Genomic DNA, 15,416 nt, shown 5'->3' on the forward strand with positions numbered 1-15,416 from the left:
CAGAGCTAGTGCCTGCACTAGCTCTACGAACTCCCCCACTCCTCACTTAGCCTTTCGGCAACATATCTGACAGTAACAACGCAATCCCCAAAAATGACATAAAACCCGCTATATCTGTAATTGTCGTAAGTACAATTGATGAAGATTGCGCAGGGTCGAGTCCAAATTTTTTCAATGCTATTGGTACAATGGCACCTGAGCTTCCCGCAATGACAAGAGACGATATCATCGCCAGCGCAATAACAAGTGCAAGGCCGAGTGATTGACTCCACAAATATACGCCAATGCCACAAGTAACCGCTATTGCTATGCCATTTAACAGCCCAACCATCATTTCTTTTAGCATCACCTGATACCAGTGTCGCGTTGAAATTTCTCGTAGTGTTAAGCCTCGCATCGTTACAGCCAAAGCTTGAGCCCCTGCGTTACCCGACTGCCCAGCTGCTACTGGCAGCAAAATAGCTAAAGCGGTAACTTGAGCAATCAATCCCTCAAATGCCCCCACTACGGCAGCGGCTGCAAATGCGGTTAACAAGTTAATTTGTAACCACGGAAGCCGTTTCTTTACTGCAAACCAACTACTTGATAGGGCTTTTTCGTCTTTACTCGCACCTACCATGGTCTGCATATCACTCGCTAAATCTTCTTTGGTTGACTGATAGGCATCAAAAAATCGGATCTGCCCAACTAGCTGTTGCTGCGCATCAAGTACTGGAATTGCTCGCACTTTGTGCCCTTCAAACGCTTCCACGACCTGATCTTTATGATCCATTACATTTAGCGTGACTCGGATCGGCGTCGCAACCTGCATTAGCGTTTTACTTGAGGAGCTTCCCACTAAAACATTGAGTGTTGTCTCACCCACTAAATCCTGCTGCTCGTTTAATACGTAGATGACGTCTGGCACTTTACCGTCTAATCGCTTCAGCTGCGCGAGCACTTCACGTAGTGTTGTATCTGAGTAAAACGCTTGCACCTTTTTGTTCATCATTCTCGCAGCGGTATTTTCAGGAAAAACCAGCAACTCACTAAGTTCATTCGCTATGGTTGAATGCTGCTCCTTTAATTTAGCGAGTAGCACCTGCTGCGCTTCCTGCGACTGCTTGTTCAAAAGCCCGACCGCAATATGGCTATCTAGGCTCGCGATAAATTGTGCTTGATATTCCACAGGGAATTGCTGGAAAATTTGTTCAGCGGCTCCCGGCGGCAAATATTTCCATAAACGATAAATGATATGTTGTGCCTGCTGTTGTAATAATTCAGCGGCTTCGTCTGGAGGTAAAGTGCCAAGGAGCTGCGCACTTTTGAGCGGAAACTTACTTAAAAACTCATCACTGAGCTGCTCTACCGCTGAATCTAATGTATCTTTTGCTACGCTCATCGCTTATTTCCCCTGACCTTAACTGGCACTAATGTATCTAACATGCTGGCAAACGAACTGGTGTAGGCATCTAACAAATCTAAAGATTCGCTTGGCTTGTCTTGTGTTTCATCCATTCTGACAAGTGCACTTCTCACCCTGTGATGTGGCAATACCCCAATAAAATCACCACTTCGATTAGCAACCGCAACCTGATCTTGTTGTGCCCAAACGGGCGATTTCAATGCACTATGCAACTCGGTATAACCACTTAGAGAAACGACGTGAGTATCCATTAAATCTGCAATTTTCTGTTGCGGCGCTTTGCGAAGCAAATGAGTTAGTGATAGCTGACCCACCACATGGCGATGCTGATTTACCACATAAACTAGCGTAAACCCGATATAGTCACGTTTTTTTAAGCGCAGCAGTGACTCCTCAACTGTCATTGTTTCTTCAAGAATTAATACGTCCGTTTCAACCCATGCTCCCACGGTATAATCAGGGTAGCTAATCAACATCTTACAGAGTGTTTGTCGTCTTACTGAGATGAGGTTAAGAAAACGGGCAAGTTCTTCATCCTGTAAATGCCTAAAGATAGCAGCAATATCAGCCAACTTCATTTTGCCAAGCCATCTCGCAATATCCACATCCGTTTGCGTTATCAGAATTTCCGCTGCACTGCGGGGCTGCATGACTTTAAGCACGTTTAAAGCAACTTCATTTGATAAAGTTTTTAGTAACTTGGCAGCGACATCTGGCGTTTGCAAAGAAAGTAAGCGCGCGGCGCCTGCCGGCTCCTCTTGTAAAAAGTGTTGCGCAATTTTGAGGTTTAACGCTGACATAGAGCCTCCCTACTGCTTACTTGAATGGCTGTGTGTCGCGGTAATATGTGCCGATTCTTTTAAAAATTGCCTTGCCGGTATTAGGGTTCTCCCTTTTTGGGTTTCAATCACTAACATCGTTGCTGTGATTTCGGTGAGCGTGCCTGAAACGCCTGCAATTTCAATTTGATCGTTAATTCGACAGTGACGCAGCGCTTGTTTTGCCGCGACGGTATTTGCGATTAACTCTCGACTCCCAAGACCAAAGGCCAACGCAACTCCTGCACACAATACGCCTGTCAGCACCACCACCATATTGGTCACAAATTGAATATTGATCCCTAATTGCTCAATACCTATTACCGTTGCGGTAAATAGAATCGCGAGCTTGGCTATGTTACCCGCGACTTCGACTCGCGCAAACCCAACGGACTGCGCTCCGGCTCTTGCCATAGCACTGGCCAAATTGCCAAGCAGATAACCACCAACAATAATAAATATCCCAGCGAGTAGATTTGGTAAGTAACTGAGTAGCGAGGAGATCCAATCACTGAAGAAGTTTAAGCCAAGGCTGGATGTGGCCGCTGCGATAAAAAACATCATCGTGACCCAAAACACGGTTTTCCCTATTAATCGAGCGTGTTTTAGATTTAGCTGAAGCGTTTGTTCGGTTTGCACTCGTTGACTTAAACCCGCCAATGCACGATTGCAAAGCTTAAATAACGAAATAGTCAGCTTGCTCAATAGCCAGGCCACTATCCAACCGACAAACAGCATGAGTGCCGCACCCAATAGTTGCGGCGTATGAGTCACAAGTTGATTGATTAATTGCTCGTAACTGGCAGATAAGGCGTGTTGCCAATTATCAAAGGTACCCTCGGTGGCCATGTAAACTCCTGAATTCGCTAAAACAGCTTACTTTTAAATCAATACATTCATTGTTATCACAGCGTTAGCCGTTGTCCAGAGAATTCCCCTAAGTCCTAAATATTTAAACTACTAACAATACGTTTGGGAACATTTTTGAGAGAATGGAAGCAATTAAGGCGCAAAAACAAGTACCGTCTTTGCGCCCTAGTTGTTTCTTTACATTGGGTGATATAGCTACCTAAAGCGGATGGTTTCTCGCTCACCCATTTCTTCCGGTTCCACATTTTTGCCCACGGCTAGTTTTAATAAGCCGCTCAAGTCAGGGCTTACATGCCAAATTTCAGCATCGTCCAGTTCAAAACGGAGCATGATAAGCTCTGGGTCATCTTTACCCTTTTCAAACCAACTCTCTGCCTGCCTTGACCAATGGGCATCAAGTACGTCTTGTCTTGTTTCTTCGATTAAGTGTCCGCGAATACAAGCGAATACATTATGCCCTTTACTGGAAAATTGTGCGGTTGCTTTGCCACACTTAGCAATACGATTTGTTTTGCTGGTAAAAAACCAAAACTCGCCGTTGGCGTCTTTATCCAACTGTGCTCGCATTGGCTCATGGTGATTATTGTCATCACTCAAACCAATCATCACATTGGGGCTGCTGTCTAGCGCTTCCCAAAAAGTTTTCTTTATGTCTGACATTATCTTCTCCTTATTTATATCAATTAGCGTCTGCTTGAAACGGCACAAACCCACTCTTTCGATTAATTGATAGTATCTTGTTGCAGAGCCTCAATAATTGCTTCATTAAAAGCATCAAGATCATTTGGATTGCGACTTGTGATCAAGTTGTCGTCTACCGCAACTTTAAGGTCAATCCAGTCTGCACCTGCATTTTTAAGATCGGTTTTGATACTTGGGAAAGAGGTAAGCGTTTTTCCCTCTACCAACTGAGCTTCGATTAACAGCCAAGGGCCGTGGCATATCGCCGCAATTGGACGCTTATTTCCAAACTGTGAAAAGGCCTGTATAAATTTAACCGCAGATTTTTCCTGCCTTAGTCTGTCAGGGTTGAATAACCCGCCCGGTAAAACGAGCCCCGCATATTTACTGGGTATGGCTTCATCCAAGGTTAAATCAACGGCGACTTTCTCACCCCAATTGTCTTCATCCCAAGCGGTAATATCTCCCTTTTTTAATGAAATGATATCAACATTAAATCCAGCGCTTTCAAGCGCCTGCTTAGGTTTAATTAGCTCACTTTGTTCGAACCCGTCAGTGGCTAAGATCGCGACTGAAATATTGTCTGACTCCGTCATCATTCTCTCCTTCAATACGTTGCTGGTGTAGAGGTAGATGCGGATACTTATGCAGAATCAATACCATCATATAACCTTATGAAATATATAAATATTAAAGATTAGTGTATTGATTGGATGTAATCTTTACAGAACAGAGGAATGTAAATCTGGACTAGGTTAGCCCTAGTCCATCTTTATTATAATGAAGAGATAGAGGCTGAGTTTGTGCCAAACTCAAACACGTTCAATTTTCCGCATTGAGCAAAGTGATTATTGCTCGTGTATGGCGTGTCTTGTTGGTTAATATCCCCTTCCCAGCCTTGACCATTTTTCACGAATGCTTTTACTTCAAACCAACCGTTGAATGTTTTGCTACAGTCCATTTCTACTTCCAGCAACCAGTAATGTGCTCCCCATTGATTGAGTGACATGACGCCAAAACCATCGCTATCGTAACGCTTTTCCGCCCCCCAGCTAGCAGGCCAAATATTGGTTGTCCAATCCAGCGGACTCCCTTGGGCATCACTAGACTGGCCTGCTTCAGCCGCTAGCCAATCCAGCCTGTTATCAGCCACTTTCCAAGACGCAGTTGTCATGTTTCGCATGTTCAAATGTTTGACAGGTAAAGAGCAAAGCGTAGGGTCAGCGCTACAATCAATCCCGCGCTGCAATGCTGCGGCATGATCAAGGCCACCTCGGACGAACATATCCTGACCAGATTGCGTTTCAGCTTTAATAAAGACTAATGTGCGTTGCCAATCACCAATCTCTGGTGGTGTTGCCAGTTTACTTTGATGATGAATGGCTAAGGCATCCATAGCAGCTAAATTAATTTGTGCGTAACCATTGGTATCAACTTCGATGCTTCTACCCGCGCAGTTTCCTTGGCCGATACCTCCACTTAGCACATCACAATAGGTTCCCGCTGCAAGCCCTGTTTGCAGGCTTTGACCCATACTAGAAGATTCTCGGTTAATGGCAACAAAGCCTAAATCACCTCGGGAAAATGCAATTTGGTTATTACCATTGTCCCACCAATTTGCCACCGTCCAATTGCCATTAGTATGATTTCTAAACTGCATCGCACCTGTAATCATTGGGCGACGATGCTCGCACTGCCATAGTTGACTAGTACAGTTGAGGTTACCGTTTTGATGAACAGGCACCAAAGGGCCACCAGCATCGGTGTCACCATTAAACTCGTAACTCGACATCACTTTAGGATAACCATAAGGATATGCCAGCATAAATACATTTGCTAAATCATACAGTTTACCATCATGAAAGGTAACGATAGAGCCTGCACCACCGTGCCCGCGTTGGTTGTCATGATTGTCTGTAAATACCACGGCTTTATAACTTGGCATCATACCCCAAGCTTCGCCAAAGCTTTTTAACCAAGCCAACTTGCCTTGCTTAAATGTCTCACTCAGTTTAATGCTGTATTTAAACTCGGTGACTAAGCCATTTTGATGATATTCAGAAGCAGAAACCGCCTCACCTCCTTGATCAATCACCTCTTGGAAAACGACCGCTGGTTGATTTAACTTGGCTAACACATCGCCAATATCACTTGCAGGCATGTGCTTGCTTGCATCTAACCTAAACCCTGCCACGCCCAGAGACTGTAAATCGTTCAAAAAGCCCGCTAGGGTATTTTGTACGTAGCTCGCATCGGTGTCTAAATCATGAAGCCCTACGAGTTCGCAGTGCTGTACTCGCCATGCATTATTACCGTAGTCTTCAGGGTTTATTGCACAGGTGTTATGAAAATCTTGTGGACTATAGATAGGATATTGTTTGTTGCCAAAAGCGTTACCCGCAACTCCGATGCCGCTGCCATGGGCCATGTGGTTTATAACGGCATCAACATAGATGTCTACTCCGGCAGATTTACACCTTGCGACCATATCGGCAAATTCGGCTCGACTACCACTACGACTCGCTATCTCATAACTGACTGGCTGATAACGAGTCCACCATTGATCACCTGTGATATGCTCATTGGGTGGCGATACTTGCACAGCCGCGTAGCCTTTTGGCCCCAAAAATGTTTCACACTCCGTCGCAACATCTGCCCAAGACCACTCGAATAAATGAACGAATGTTGTTGGGTCGCCTTCAGCTGCATGTGCAGGTGTAACGCAACTGGATGTTAACAACACACCCGCTGCAATTTGGTTTAGTTTTATATTTTTCATTATTGCGCCTCTTGTTCACACAAGATTAACAATATAGAATTCCTAGCTAAACAATCTACTGAATACGTATGCATTAGCTAATCAAGATCGACTGCTGAACGATAATATGAGGCTTTAAAAAGGCGAGTTTAATAAGGTGACACGCTTGCTTACACTTTAAGCAGCGCAAGCACTTAAACTCATTTTGGAGAAAATATTTGTTTCAATTGGCCCATTGAAGTAAACAGCTTCAAGTACTGATATAAATAATAACAATAATATGGCTAAACGATGCTAAATCGAATTAAATCAGGCCTCACGATTGTTGGGCTCTTCTGTGCTCACGTCAATGCATAATCTCAATCACTTGAGTTAGAAGCCGTTTCGGTCTCAAAGAATGTCTATAGTGTAACCTCTCCTTTTTATGGCAGACCAACAGCTGAGAATAATGTGTGGAATTCAAACAGTCATTTTATTATTACGACTCAAGGTGTGTAAGTGTTCGATTCTGGTTCATCCGAGCACATTGGTAACGCTATTATCAGCAGTTAAACATGTAACTGAACAACCAATTCGCTGGGTAGTCAGCTCTCATAGCCATGCTGATCAATCCAGATAATACTCTGTACTATACACCAAACACGGGGTATGTCGGAGTAGATACGCTGAGTTACGCCATAACCGATGGTAATGGAGGAACCGCAGGAGCGAGTGTAGTAATTACTGTAGTTGCCAATACGGCTCCCATAACGGTTTCCGATGTTGCAACAGTTGTTTCTGGAAAGCCAATTACCATTAATGTTCTAGCAAACGACAGTGATAGCGATGGCGATACGCTGCAAGTAACTGAGGCAACGGCACAGCACGGTAGTGTCGCAGTTAATGCTGATTACAGCTTAACCTATCAGTCAAATGCTGGGTTTGTTGGCAGTGAAACCGTTACCTACACAATCACAGATGGTGAAGCGAGTGTTCAAGGTAGTGTGAATATTACAGTCAACAAAGCACCTACTGATACCGTCACGAACAAGAGTGATAGTGGTAGTATGCCGGTATGGTTGATTTGGCTCAGCCTTGCATTTGTAGTAATTCGTCGGTGGCAAGCTATAACACGTTAACGACCTGAACAGGTTAAAAACCACACTAGAAAGGGGTAATGAAGTTGCACTTCATTACCCCTTTCTTTTAGCGATAAAGCACTGTGGCGATAGAGCCGAGCATGCTCGGCTACTCACTCATCTAATTGATACTTTTTAAGTGTCGCTTTATAAATACCATTAGTCTGTAGTAGTAAAAGGCCTTTATCGAACAATTCAATAACTTCCGTTGCTTTTGGATGGGATTTGCTAATACCGATATGAAGAGGCCATTGTGCAATGGTCGATTGATGTACTTTAAGGTGATGAAATTCAGTGTGTTGACTCCGTAAATAGGCAAAGGCAAGCTCATCGCTTACTACGGCTTCTACTCGTTGCTTATTAAGGAGTGATAAACAAGAGGTCAAATTTGTGAGCTTTTCTAAACGAATTTGCGAAATCTGCGCGAGCGCAATTTCAGAACGAAAACCCCGAATAGCGCATACACTCAACCCCTTTAGATCTTCCAAGTGCTCAAAGTTAATCTCAGATTCTGTACGTGAAATAAGTACCAGCCGGTTACTGTAATAAGCTTTGCTAAAAATAAAACGTTCATCGCGACTGTCCGAACGCCATAATGCGGGGATAATATCGACCTGCCCTTTCTCTACCATTCGCATGGCACGACTGAAAGGCGTAATAAGCATTTCAAAATCTTGATTCTCTGCCTTTAATGCCGCACGAACTAAATCTACAGTAAAACCAGAATCTTCATCTATGACATAGGGAGGCCAAACATTATGCGCCCCCACTATGGCATCATTTGCAGATGATGTGCACGACAGGGCAATAAGCAGGAGGCATGACTGTCTTAAACTTTTTATCGCCATGTCCACTCTCTCCCACTTTTACCTTCAAACTAAGTTGGCTGACAACTTTGCTATAAATGTTTGCTCCGACCCTAATTGAGTATAGCGCAACCGTTGCATCACGAAATATACACACACTTGCTCACTGGCAACGTTTGAATATGGCATAAAATTCAACGACTTTTGTCCTTCAACACACAATTTAGTGTAAACCAATGTAAACAAACCGTGAAGTTTAATTGAATTGTCATCAATAGCGATTAAAATACTGCGTCCGAATAAAAATTCGGATAATTCTAATACACGGGAAAATAAAAAATGATTAAAAAATCTATCCTAGCTTCAGCTATTGCATTAGCTTGCCTAAATGCACAAGCAGAGGTGATTATCTCTGAGTATGTGGAAGGTAGCAGTTATAACAAAGCCGTTGAGCTCTACAATGGTAGTGATGAAGCTGTCAATCTAACTGGTTACTCAGTCAACTTTTTCTTTAATGGCGCAACAGAAGCTCGCACGAATATAGAACTAAGTGGTGAACTTGCGGCTAAATCAACTTATGTTATTGCTCATGCTGACTCAGCAGCAGAGATCATCGCAAAAGCACAGTTAACAAACACAAGTAGCTGGTTTAATGGTGATGATGCCGTGACGCTTACGCTCAATGGTGCAGTTGTTGATAGCCTAGGTCAGGTTGGTGTCGATCCAGGTAGTGAATGGATTGATGGCGATATTAGAACAAAAGATAAAACGCTTGTCAGAGATCCTGCAATAACAACTGGCCGCACCGATGCAACTTCTGCATTTGTTGGCGCTGGACAATGGCTCGCACTCGCTAAAGACGATTTTAGCAACCTAGGTATCCACATTAATGGCGGTGACGTACCTGAGCCAGAGCCAGTTATTTGTGGCGAAAATAATACCTTGATCAGTGCCATTCAGGGCGCAGGCGATACAAGTCCATTGGCTGGAGAAACGGTTGAAGTTCAAGCTGTTGTCACTGCAAGCCTACAATCAGATGCAGGGCTTGGCGGCTTCTTCATTCAAGAAGAAAGCACTGACTATGATGCTGATAATAATACTTCCGAAGGTATTTTTGTCGTATATACTGCAACACCAGTAAGCACAGGAGATGTGGTTAAATTACGTGGTAAAGTTGAAGAGAAGTATGGTCAAACTCAACTTATTAACGTCGACGCAATTGAGCTATGCGGTTCTGCAACGGCTTCAGCGACTACCGTTACTTTACCTGCAGAGAATGGCCTTGAAGCCTACGAGGGCATGTTGGTTTCGATTTCAAATGAGTTGGTCGTTAACGATACATACGGACTTGCACGCTACGGCGAAGTACGCCTAGGTACTGAACGTTTGTATCAAAGCACTCAAGTAGCAACTCCTGGTGATGCAGCAAACCAGCTAGAAGCAGAGAACAAGCGCAAAGAAATTTTACTTGATGATGGTTCATCAGTACAAAACCCTGAGGTTATTCCTTACCCATCACCCACACTTGATGCCTATAACACCTTGCGACTGGGCGATTCTGTGACGGGCCTTGAGGGTGTAATGGGATATGGTTATAGCCAATACCGTATTCACCCAACGACAACACCAAACTTTGTTCATACTAATCTACGTACAGAAGCACCTCAGGTAGAAGTGCGTGGAGATTTACGTATTGCTAGCTTCAACGTATTAAACTATTTCAATGGTGACGGTCAAGGCGCAGGTTTCCCAACGTCACGAGGAGCTGACAATCTAGAAGAGTTTGAACGCCAAAAAGCAAAAACGGTTGCTGCAATTTCGGCACTCGATGCCGATATTATCGGTCTGCTAGAAGTGGAGAACGACGGTTTCGGTGAGTTTAGTGCGATTGCCGATCTCGTTAACGCTTTAAATGCGGCAGATTCTGCTAATACTTACGCATTTGTAAACCTAAATGTTGATCAAGTAGGTGGGGACGCAATCACATCCGGTATCATCTATCGTAGTAACAAAGTAGCTGAAGTAGGCACGCCAGCATTTACCGAAGCCGTACCATTTGATTACGGTAACCGCCCTCCTGTCGTACAAACTTTCAAAGAGGCAAACGGCGACGAAGTCTTCACTGTGGTAATGGCTCACTTACGCTCTAAAGGCAGTTGTTCAAAGGCTGAGGGCTTAGATCAAGACCAAAATGATGGTCAAGGTTGTTGGAACCAAACTCGAGTCACAGCGGTTAATACCCTAGCAACTTGGCTTGGCACAAATCCGACAGGAGTTGCAGAAGATGATGTGATTATTCTAGGTGACATGAATGCATACGCTCAGGAAGATCCAATCAACACCTATGTCGAGAATGGTTATGCCAACATCAAGCAAACGCTTCATGGCAATAGTTCAGATTACTCATACGTGTATCAAGGACGTATCGGTAGCCTAGATCACGCCTTTGCTTCAAACACGATGATGGAAAAAGTAAAGTCAGTGACGGATTGGCATATCAATGCGGATGAACCCGTCGCGCTAGATTACAACACTGAGTACAAATCAGATACTCACAAAGCAAGTCTTTATGCAGCACACGCTTATCGCGCATCGGATCATGACCCAGTGGTTATCGACCTTAACCTTGCTAAAGAGCCGACGATTATTGAAGGCGAGTTTACAGGCCTTGCAGGTTGGTTCTGGTGGCAACATCGCTCAATCGAGCTACCAGCGGGCTTTGATAAACTAGAAGTGTCAATCACAGGCCAAGGCGAAGCAGACCTATATGTACGCCATAAGAAAATGCCAAACTTCTTTAAGTACGACTGCCGTCCATACCTTTGGGGTAGTGAAGAAAGCTGTGTATTTGACGAGCCAGCAGAAGGTAAATGGAATTTCCGCCTGCGCGGCCTATTCCCTTATTACAATGTAACTATCAAATATAAAGCGACAAAAGCGAATTAATTGCTGCTTTGATCTAAAACCCAAGAGCCAAGGCTCTTGGGTTTTTCTTGGCATTGTAGGTCACTCCTAAACGAGCATAGCCCCACCATCACTCACTATCGATGCGCCCGTTATATAACTGTCATTCATCAAAAACAAATATGCATTGGAAATTTGTGAATCACTTCCAAGACCTAGAGGAATTTTTTCCTCCAACTCTTTCAATGTTTTAAATCCTGGTGAAACGGTATTGACCCGAATAGGAGCAAGCTCAATTGCCAAAGCCTTCCCAAGTGACTCAACTGCACCGCTTATCGTACTTAATGTTGAGTACCCATTGTAAGGCCGTTTACCTAATGTTCCCGACGAAAACACAATACTCCCGCCATCGTTAATATATTGGTGAGCCAATTTAGCAAAGCTATACTGCCCCCAAAACTTAGTATCGAAAGCATGACGAACCTCTTTGAGGTCGAGTTCTAAAAATGGAGAAACAATGAGTGGAGACTTAACAGTAAAAATAAGGTGATCAATTTTTCCTATTTTCTCAAGTAGGTTTTTAATCTCACTTTCAACCGTAATATCAACCGAATAACAAGTACAACTTTCAAGATATGGCTGACTTCTAATGCTAGCTTGTTTGTCAAATGCAGATCTCGAGGCTATTAATACCTCACCTCCATCTTCACTTACGCGTTTTGCCAATGCGAGACCAATACCTGTACTCCCACCAACAATTAATACCTTTTTTCCTTTCATTCCTTTTCTTCGACTCCTCTAACGTAAAAATCACAACAGAGCCAAGCCTCACCTATTTAATACTCGACTACTGCTTTACGTTATATTGGGCTTAGAACCAAAATATCAACATTAAATTAACAACCCAACACCCGTTTAATGAACGGCCATTTTTGTTGAGTATATTGCTCACGGTCATCTTTGTATTCTTGTACTAACGCCTGCTTCAACGCGCAATACTCAGCTCTTAAAACTGATGATGCTCTTAATTTTTCCCTAAAAGAAATACGCTCTTGCCAAAGTAGGCTGTTGAAAGGAACAAGGTGTAAGTGATGGGTTCTAAACTCAGGCGTTGGTTTGCAAAACCAGTGCATTACGTCAGCTTTATAGGGGTAATAACAATAACTGTGTTGAGTGAGCACTTGGATGGCTTCTTTTGACGCTATTAGCGACTTAACACCCACCATAATATCTATCACCGGCTTAGCAACCATACCAACCACAGCTGTACTACCCACATGTTCAATACCACCTTCAATCCAAGGGCATAGCAAAGGCGCTAACCTTAGCTTTTCATCTTGAAACATTCGTGGCCAATCTTGATTATATTTAGAAAGTGAAATAGCTTGGTCTGCCATTGGAAGGAGGATCCCATAGTTGCGTCAGGTTCGGTTTGGAACAGTATACAGCTAAAGCAAAGCTTTGCTCATCACCACGACATCAACACCTTGGTAATTGACGTTTTCGAGCTGTTTATCGTCCCCTGCTTCCGATAAAGTCCACCTTCTGGGTATTCCGTTTGTAAATATAACGTTTTTACACCGAATATTGAGGCTAATCGATCCGCTTCTTAAACTAAGCGTGCCACTAGTTTATTCCCACGATAAGGCTTGTCGACATAAACGCCACTAATTCAGTGATCTTTATCTGTATAGATACCCATTTCATGAAATTTAAGCTGTACGACTCCGGCGACTGTATAGCCATCAAGGGCAACGATTACACAAGGAATAGTAGAGTCTCGTTAAGATAGTCTGAAAGCTTTGCTCAAAATCTTCCACGGAAGCCTCCTCAACAATGCTTCCCCTTTCGTCAAAGTACCACTTAGCAGTAATTGGTATCAATGCCCACTTAATTCTGGGTATAATTGTGGTGAATGTCCTTTATTTTTCCTGTTATTTTTCACTTAGCCTTTCGATTCGAGCTTTTTGATATTTATTTCACATCAGCAACAAGCGTGATGTTTGGTAGCTCATATTTGATTGCTCCTACAGCTTAGATGGATAGGTTTAGGCTTTACCTGACCGGTTGTTATGGGCGAAAAATAGATGGCCGGGCAAACTCATCTTTGTCGGATAGGCGGCACTTGTTACCAAGTGCCGCCCTCCTAAGAACCGTACATGCAACTTTCACCACATACGGCTCAAGCCTCCACTAAGGCAACGTCATGTCACCCAGCAATATCACAATGCAGTTAAGACAGGTTGGTTCCAAGTATTTCGTCCGTAATTATTAGTCTTCCTACTCGTCAGATAATCCTGATATATAGGATCATATAGCGTTGACGTATTTCGGATCTTAACGTGTCTTTTGATTGGTGTTTTGTTGATTTGAACCAGTGTGAGAACTTGCCTTTCACTGCTTATCATTTGATAACCGTGAAATAGCCATTGACCATTTAAACCTTGAAAGTATTTACGGCCAATCCACATTCTGCTTTTACGAGTATGACGCCTTCGCGCCCATCGCCACAACGCCCAGAAGAGCTGATGTCCCATGTAGATAAAGGTTCGCTTTGCCACACAATGGCGATAATAATTCGCCCAACCGCGTAACTTTGGATTCATTAGTTTAATGAGATCTACCGTTGATACGGTTGCGTGTGCTCTGATAAGTTCACGCATGTTATTCAAGAATGACAGCACATTGCTCTTACTTGGTTTAATAAGCAGTTTGCCTTTGTACTTTCTAAGGTTGAGTCCTAAAAAGTCAAAGCCGTCATCAATATGAGTAACATGGGTTTTCTCCTCAGATAGCGTTAATCCTCTTTCTTGTAGGAACGTAACGAGCTGCGGTTTAACGTCATTAACGAGCACTTCTTTCGATGTCCCCATGATAATGAAGTCATCAGCACAACCAATAAAGTTTATCCGTGTGCTAGTTTGACGTGCGATTGACTTAACCTGCTTTTCCAAGCCTGCTAACGTCAGTAACATCAATGTTGGCGAGATTATTCCACCTTGAGGTGTTCCTTTATCGGTTTTGTAGAATAACCCTTTCTCGATAAACCCGCATCCAAGCCATTGTTTCAACATTCGTTTATCCGTTGGAATGTTATCGATTAGCCATTGATGGCCAATTTTATCGAAACAGGTTTTAATATCACCCTCGAGTATCCATTGCGCTGAGCTTGGTTTGCATAAACACTTAAAACATTGTGCAATTGCGTCAGCGGTGCTGCGATTCGGTCGAAACCCGTAGCTATTTGGGTCGGCAATGGTTTCAGATATTGGCTCCAAGGCGAGAAGATGTAACGCCTGTTGCGCTCTGTCTATCATGCAAGGAATACCAAGGGGTCTGAGTTTGCCGTTTTTCTTGGGGATATAAATGCGTCTGAGCGGTTTGGCCTTGTAACCTTTTCTACTCAGTTGGTTAACTGCCGCAAGTTTTTGTGCATCAGAATTCCAAATGATGCCATCAATACCTGCTGTTCGTTTACCTTTGTTTTGTGATACTCGTCTGACAGCAAGTAACTTTGCTGACTTCGAGTGAGTCAGTAACCATTGCAACGCTTTCGCTTTACCTTGTTTACCTTCTCGAATTGCCTTTGCAATGCGCATCTGAAGCTTTAACACATTTTGCTCAATAGCCTTCCAGTTAATGGATTGCCATTCGCTTTTGTCTGAAGAGGCACTAACTTCAAGCGAAGTCATCATTTGCGTATCCTCATAAATAAAGTTCTTCAAATCATCTTGCAACGGGAGACCAGTTGGAAGTGGGCTCACTTTCGTGCCAGATAAAATCTGTATCTGCATCATTACAACGCAGCATTGGCTTTTTCCAACCTCCTTTACCCGCACAACTATCGACAACCTTCACAGGTTACTTTCCCATAGGGAGAAATACAGGCTTACCTTGTTCCGCATGTCGCGCAATATCAGGTTAGATGCCCACTATAGTGCGGTGAGCCTATCAATCACGAAAGAGCACTGTCCAATCTCTTTCCTACTCACGTTGAGCGTATAAACCACTTCCGCTGCTTATCGTATAACGCACCTTACATGGATTCACATACGT

At 43.5% G+C, this 15,416-nt stretch carries 12 protein-coding genes; 2 read left to right on the forward strand and 10 right to left on the reverse strand.

Translation table 11 applies throughout. The annotated features are described in order from the left end of the window. Positions 1-46 precede the first annotated feature (46 nt). The 6 genes from DS891_RS07955 to DS891_RS07980 form a co-directional block, all read right to left on the reverse strand. Complete coding sequence (locus tag DS891_RS07955; RefSeq protein WP_174169439.1) at positions 47-1,381, reverse strand: magnesium transporter; 1,335 nt, start codon at positions 1,379-1,381, stop codon at positions 47-49. Beyond that, on the reverse strand, positions 1,378-2,205 hold the full coding sequence (locus tag DS891_RS07960; RefSeq protein WP_174169440.1) for a magnesium transporter: 828 nt from the start codon (positions 2,203-2,205) through the stop codon (positions 1,378-1,380). The genes DS891_RS07955 and DS891_RS07960 overlap by 4 nt, the downstream gene beginning before the upstream one ends. Positions 2,206-2,214: 9 nt before the next feature. Then, positions 2,215-3,072, reverse strand: coding sequence for a mechanosensitive ion channel domain-containing protein (locus tag DS891_RS07965; RefSeq protein ID WP_102058484.1), 858 nt, complete (start codon positions 3,070-3,072; stop codon positions 2,215-2,217). Between the two features lie 216 nt (positions 3,073-3,288). Beyond that, complete coding sequence (locus DS891_RS07970; protein WP_010369644.1) at positions 3,289-3,753, reverse strand: pyridoxamine 5'-phosphate oxidase family protein; 465 nt, start codon at positions 3,751-3,753, stop codon at positions 3,289-3,291. A gap of 62 nt (positions 3,754-3,815) precedes the next feature. Next, the gene (locus DS891_RS07975) at positions 3,816-4,370 is read right to left on the reverse strand and encodes a type 1 glutamine amidotransferase domain-containing protein (RefSeq protein ID WP_102058483.1); all 555 of its coding nucleotides are present in this window, start codon (positions 4,368-4,370) and stop codon (positions 3,816-3,818) included. Between the two features lie 179 nt (positions 4,371-4,549). Next, entirely contained in the window at positions 4,550-6,553 is a 2,004-nt protein-coding gene (locus DS891_RS07980; protein WP_174169441.1) for an alpha-amylase family protein, read from the reverse strand. A 578-nt stretch (positions 6,554-7,131) separates the two neighbouring features. On the opposite strand from DS891_RS07980, the gene DS891_RS07985 reads away from it, so the two are divergent. Next, the gene (locus tag DS891_RS07985; RefSeq protein ID WP_254605765.1) at positions 7,132-7,650 is read left to right on the forward strand and encodes an Ig-like domain-containing protein; all 519 of its coding nucleotides are present in this window, start codon (positions 7,132-7,134) and stop codon (positions 7,648-7,650) included. Between the two features lie 113 nt (positions 7,651-7,763). On the opposite strand, the gene DS891_RS07990 is transcribed toward DS891_RS07985, so the two are convergent. Then, the gene (locus DS891_RS07990) at positions 7,764-8,498 is read right to left on the reverse strand and encodes an ABC transporter substrate-binding protein (RefSeq protein WP_174169442.1); all 735 of its coding nucleotides are present in this window, start codon (positions 8,496-8,498) and stop codon (positions 7,764-7,766) included. A gap of 297 nt (positions 8,499-8,795) precedes the next feature. Here DS891_RS07990 and DS891_RS07995 point away from each other — a divergent pair, with 297 nt between their 5' ends. After that, positions 8,796-11,402, forward strand: coding sequence for an ExeM/NucH family extracellular endonuclease (locus DS891_RS07995; protein WP_174169443.1), 2,607 nt, complete (start codon positions 8,796-8,798; stop codon positions 11,400-11,402). 66 nt (positions 11,403-11,468) lie between these two features. Here DS891_RS07995 and DS891_RS08000 read toward each other — a convergent pair whose 3' ends face one another. The 3 genes from DS891_RS08000 to ltrA form a co-directional block, all read right to left on the reverse strand. Continuing rightward, complete coding sequence (locus tag DS891_RS08000) at positions 11,469-12,140, reverse strand: SDR family oxidoreductase (RefSeq protein WP_102058479.1); 672 nt, start codon at positions 12,138-12,140, stop codon at positions 11,469-11,471. Positions 12,141-12,256: 116 nt separating this feature from the next. Further along, on the reverse strand, positions 12,257-12,757 hold the full coding sequence (locus DS891_RS08005) for a GrpB family protein (protein ID WP_174169444.1): 501 nt from the start codon (positions 12,755-12,757) through the stop codon (positions 12,257-12,259). A gap of 825 nt (positions 12,758-13,582) precedes the next feature. Further along, a complete protein-coding gene (ltrA, locus tag DS891_RS08010) occupies positions 13,583-15,055 on the reverse strand; it encodes a group II intron reverse transcriptase/maturase (RefSeq protein WP_174169445.1) in 1,473 nt (490 codons plus the stop codon). Between the last annotated feature and the right edge of the window lie 361 nt (positions 15,056-15,416).

The sequence above is a fragment of the Pseudoalteromonas sp. JC28 genome (assembly GCF_013319255.1).
In the GTDB taxonomy this organism is placed as follows: domain Bacteria; phylum Pseudomonadota; class Gammaproteobacteria; order Enterobacterales; family Alteromonadaceae; genus Pseudoalteromonas.

What these genes read in the sequence shown, in the direction of transcription:
- DS891_RS07955 (WP_174169439.1), bottom strand. Translation starts at nt 1,381, where the DNA reads ATGAGCGTAGCAAAAGATACATTAGATTCAGCGGTAGAGCAGCTCAGT.
- DS891_RS07960 (WP_174169440.1), bottom strand. Translation starts at nt 2,205, where the DNA reads ATGTCAGCGTTAAACCTCAAAATTGCGCAACACTTTTTACAAGAGGAG.
- DS891_RS07965 (WP_102058484.1), bottom strand. Translation starts at nt 3,072, where the DNA reads ATGGCCACCGAGGGTACCTTTGATAATTGGCAACACGCCTTATCTGCC.
- DS891_RS07970 (WP_010369644.1), bottom strand. Translation starts at nt 3,753, where the DNA reads ATGTCAGACATAAAGAAAACTTTTTGGGAAGCGCTAGACAGCAGCCCC.
- DS891_RS07975 (WP_102058483.1), bottom strand. Translation starts at nt 4,370, where the DNA reads ATGACGGAGTCAGACAATATTTCAGTCGCGATCTTAGCCACTGACGGG.
- DS891_RS07980 (WP_174169441.1), bottom strand. Translation starts at nt 6,553, where the DNA reads ATGAAAAATATAAAACTAAACCAAATTGCAGCGGGTGTGTTGTTAACA.
- DS891_RS07985 (WP_254605765.1), top strand. Translation starts at nt 7,132, where the DNA reads ATGCTGATCAATCCAGATAATACTCTGTACTATACACCAAACACGGGG.
- DS891_RS07990 (WP_174169442.1), bottom strand. Translation starts at nt 8,498, where the DNA reads ATGGCGATAAAAAGTTTAAGACAGTCATGCCTCCTGCTTATTGCCCTG.
- DS891_RS07995 (WP_174169443.1), top strand. Translation starts at nt 8,796, where the DNA reads ATGATTAAAAAATCTATCCTAGCTTCAGCTATTGCATTAGCTTGCCTA.
- DS891_RS08000 (WP_102058479.1), bottom strand. Translation starts at nt 12,140, where the DNA reads ATGAAAGGAAAAAAGGTATTAATTGTTGGTGGGAGTACAGGTATTGGT.
- DS891_RS08005 (WP_174169444.1), bottom strand. Translation starts at nt 12,757, where the DNA reads ATGGCAGACCAAGCTATTTCACTTTCTAAATATAATCAAGATTGGCCA.
- ltrA (WP_174169445.1), bottom strand. Translation starts at nt 15,055, where the DNA reads ATGATGACTTCGCTTGAAGTTAGTGCCTCTTCAGACAAAAGCGAATGG.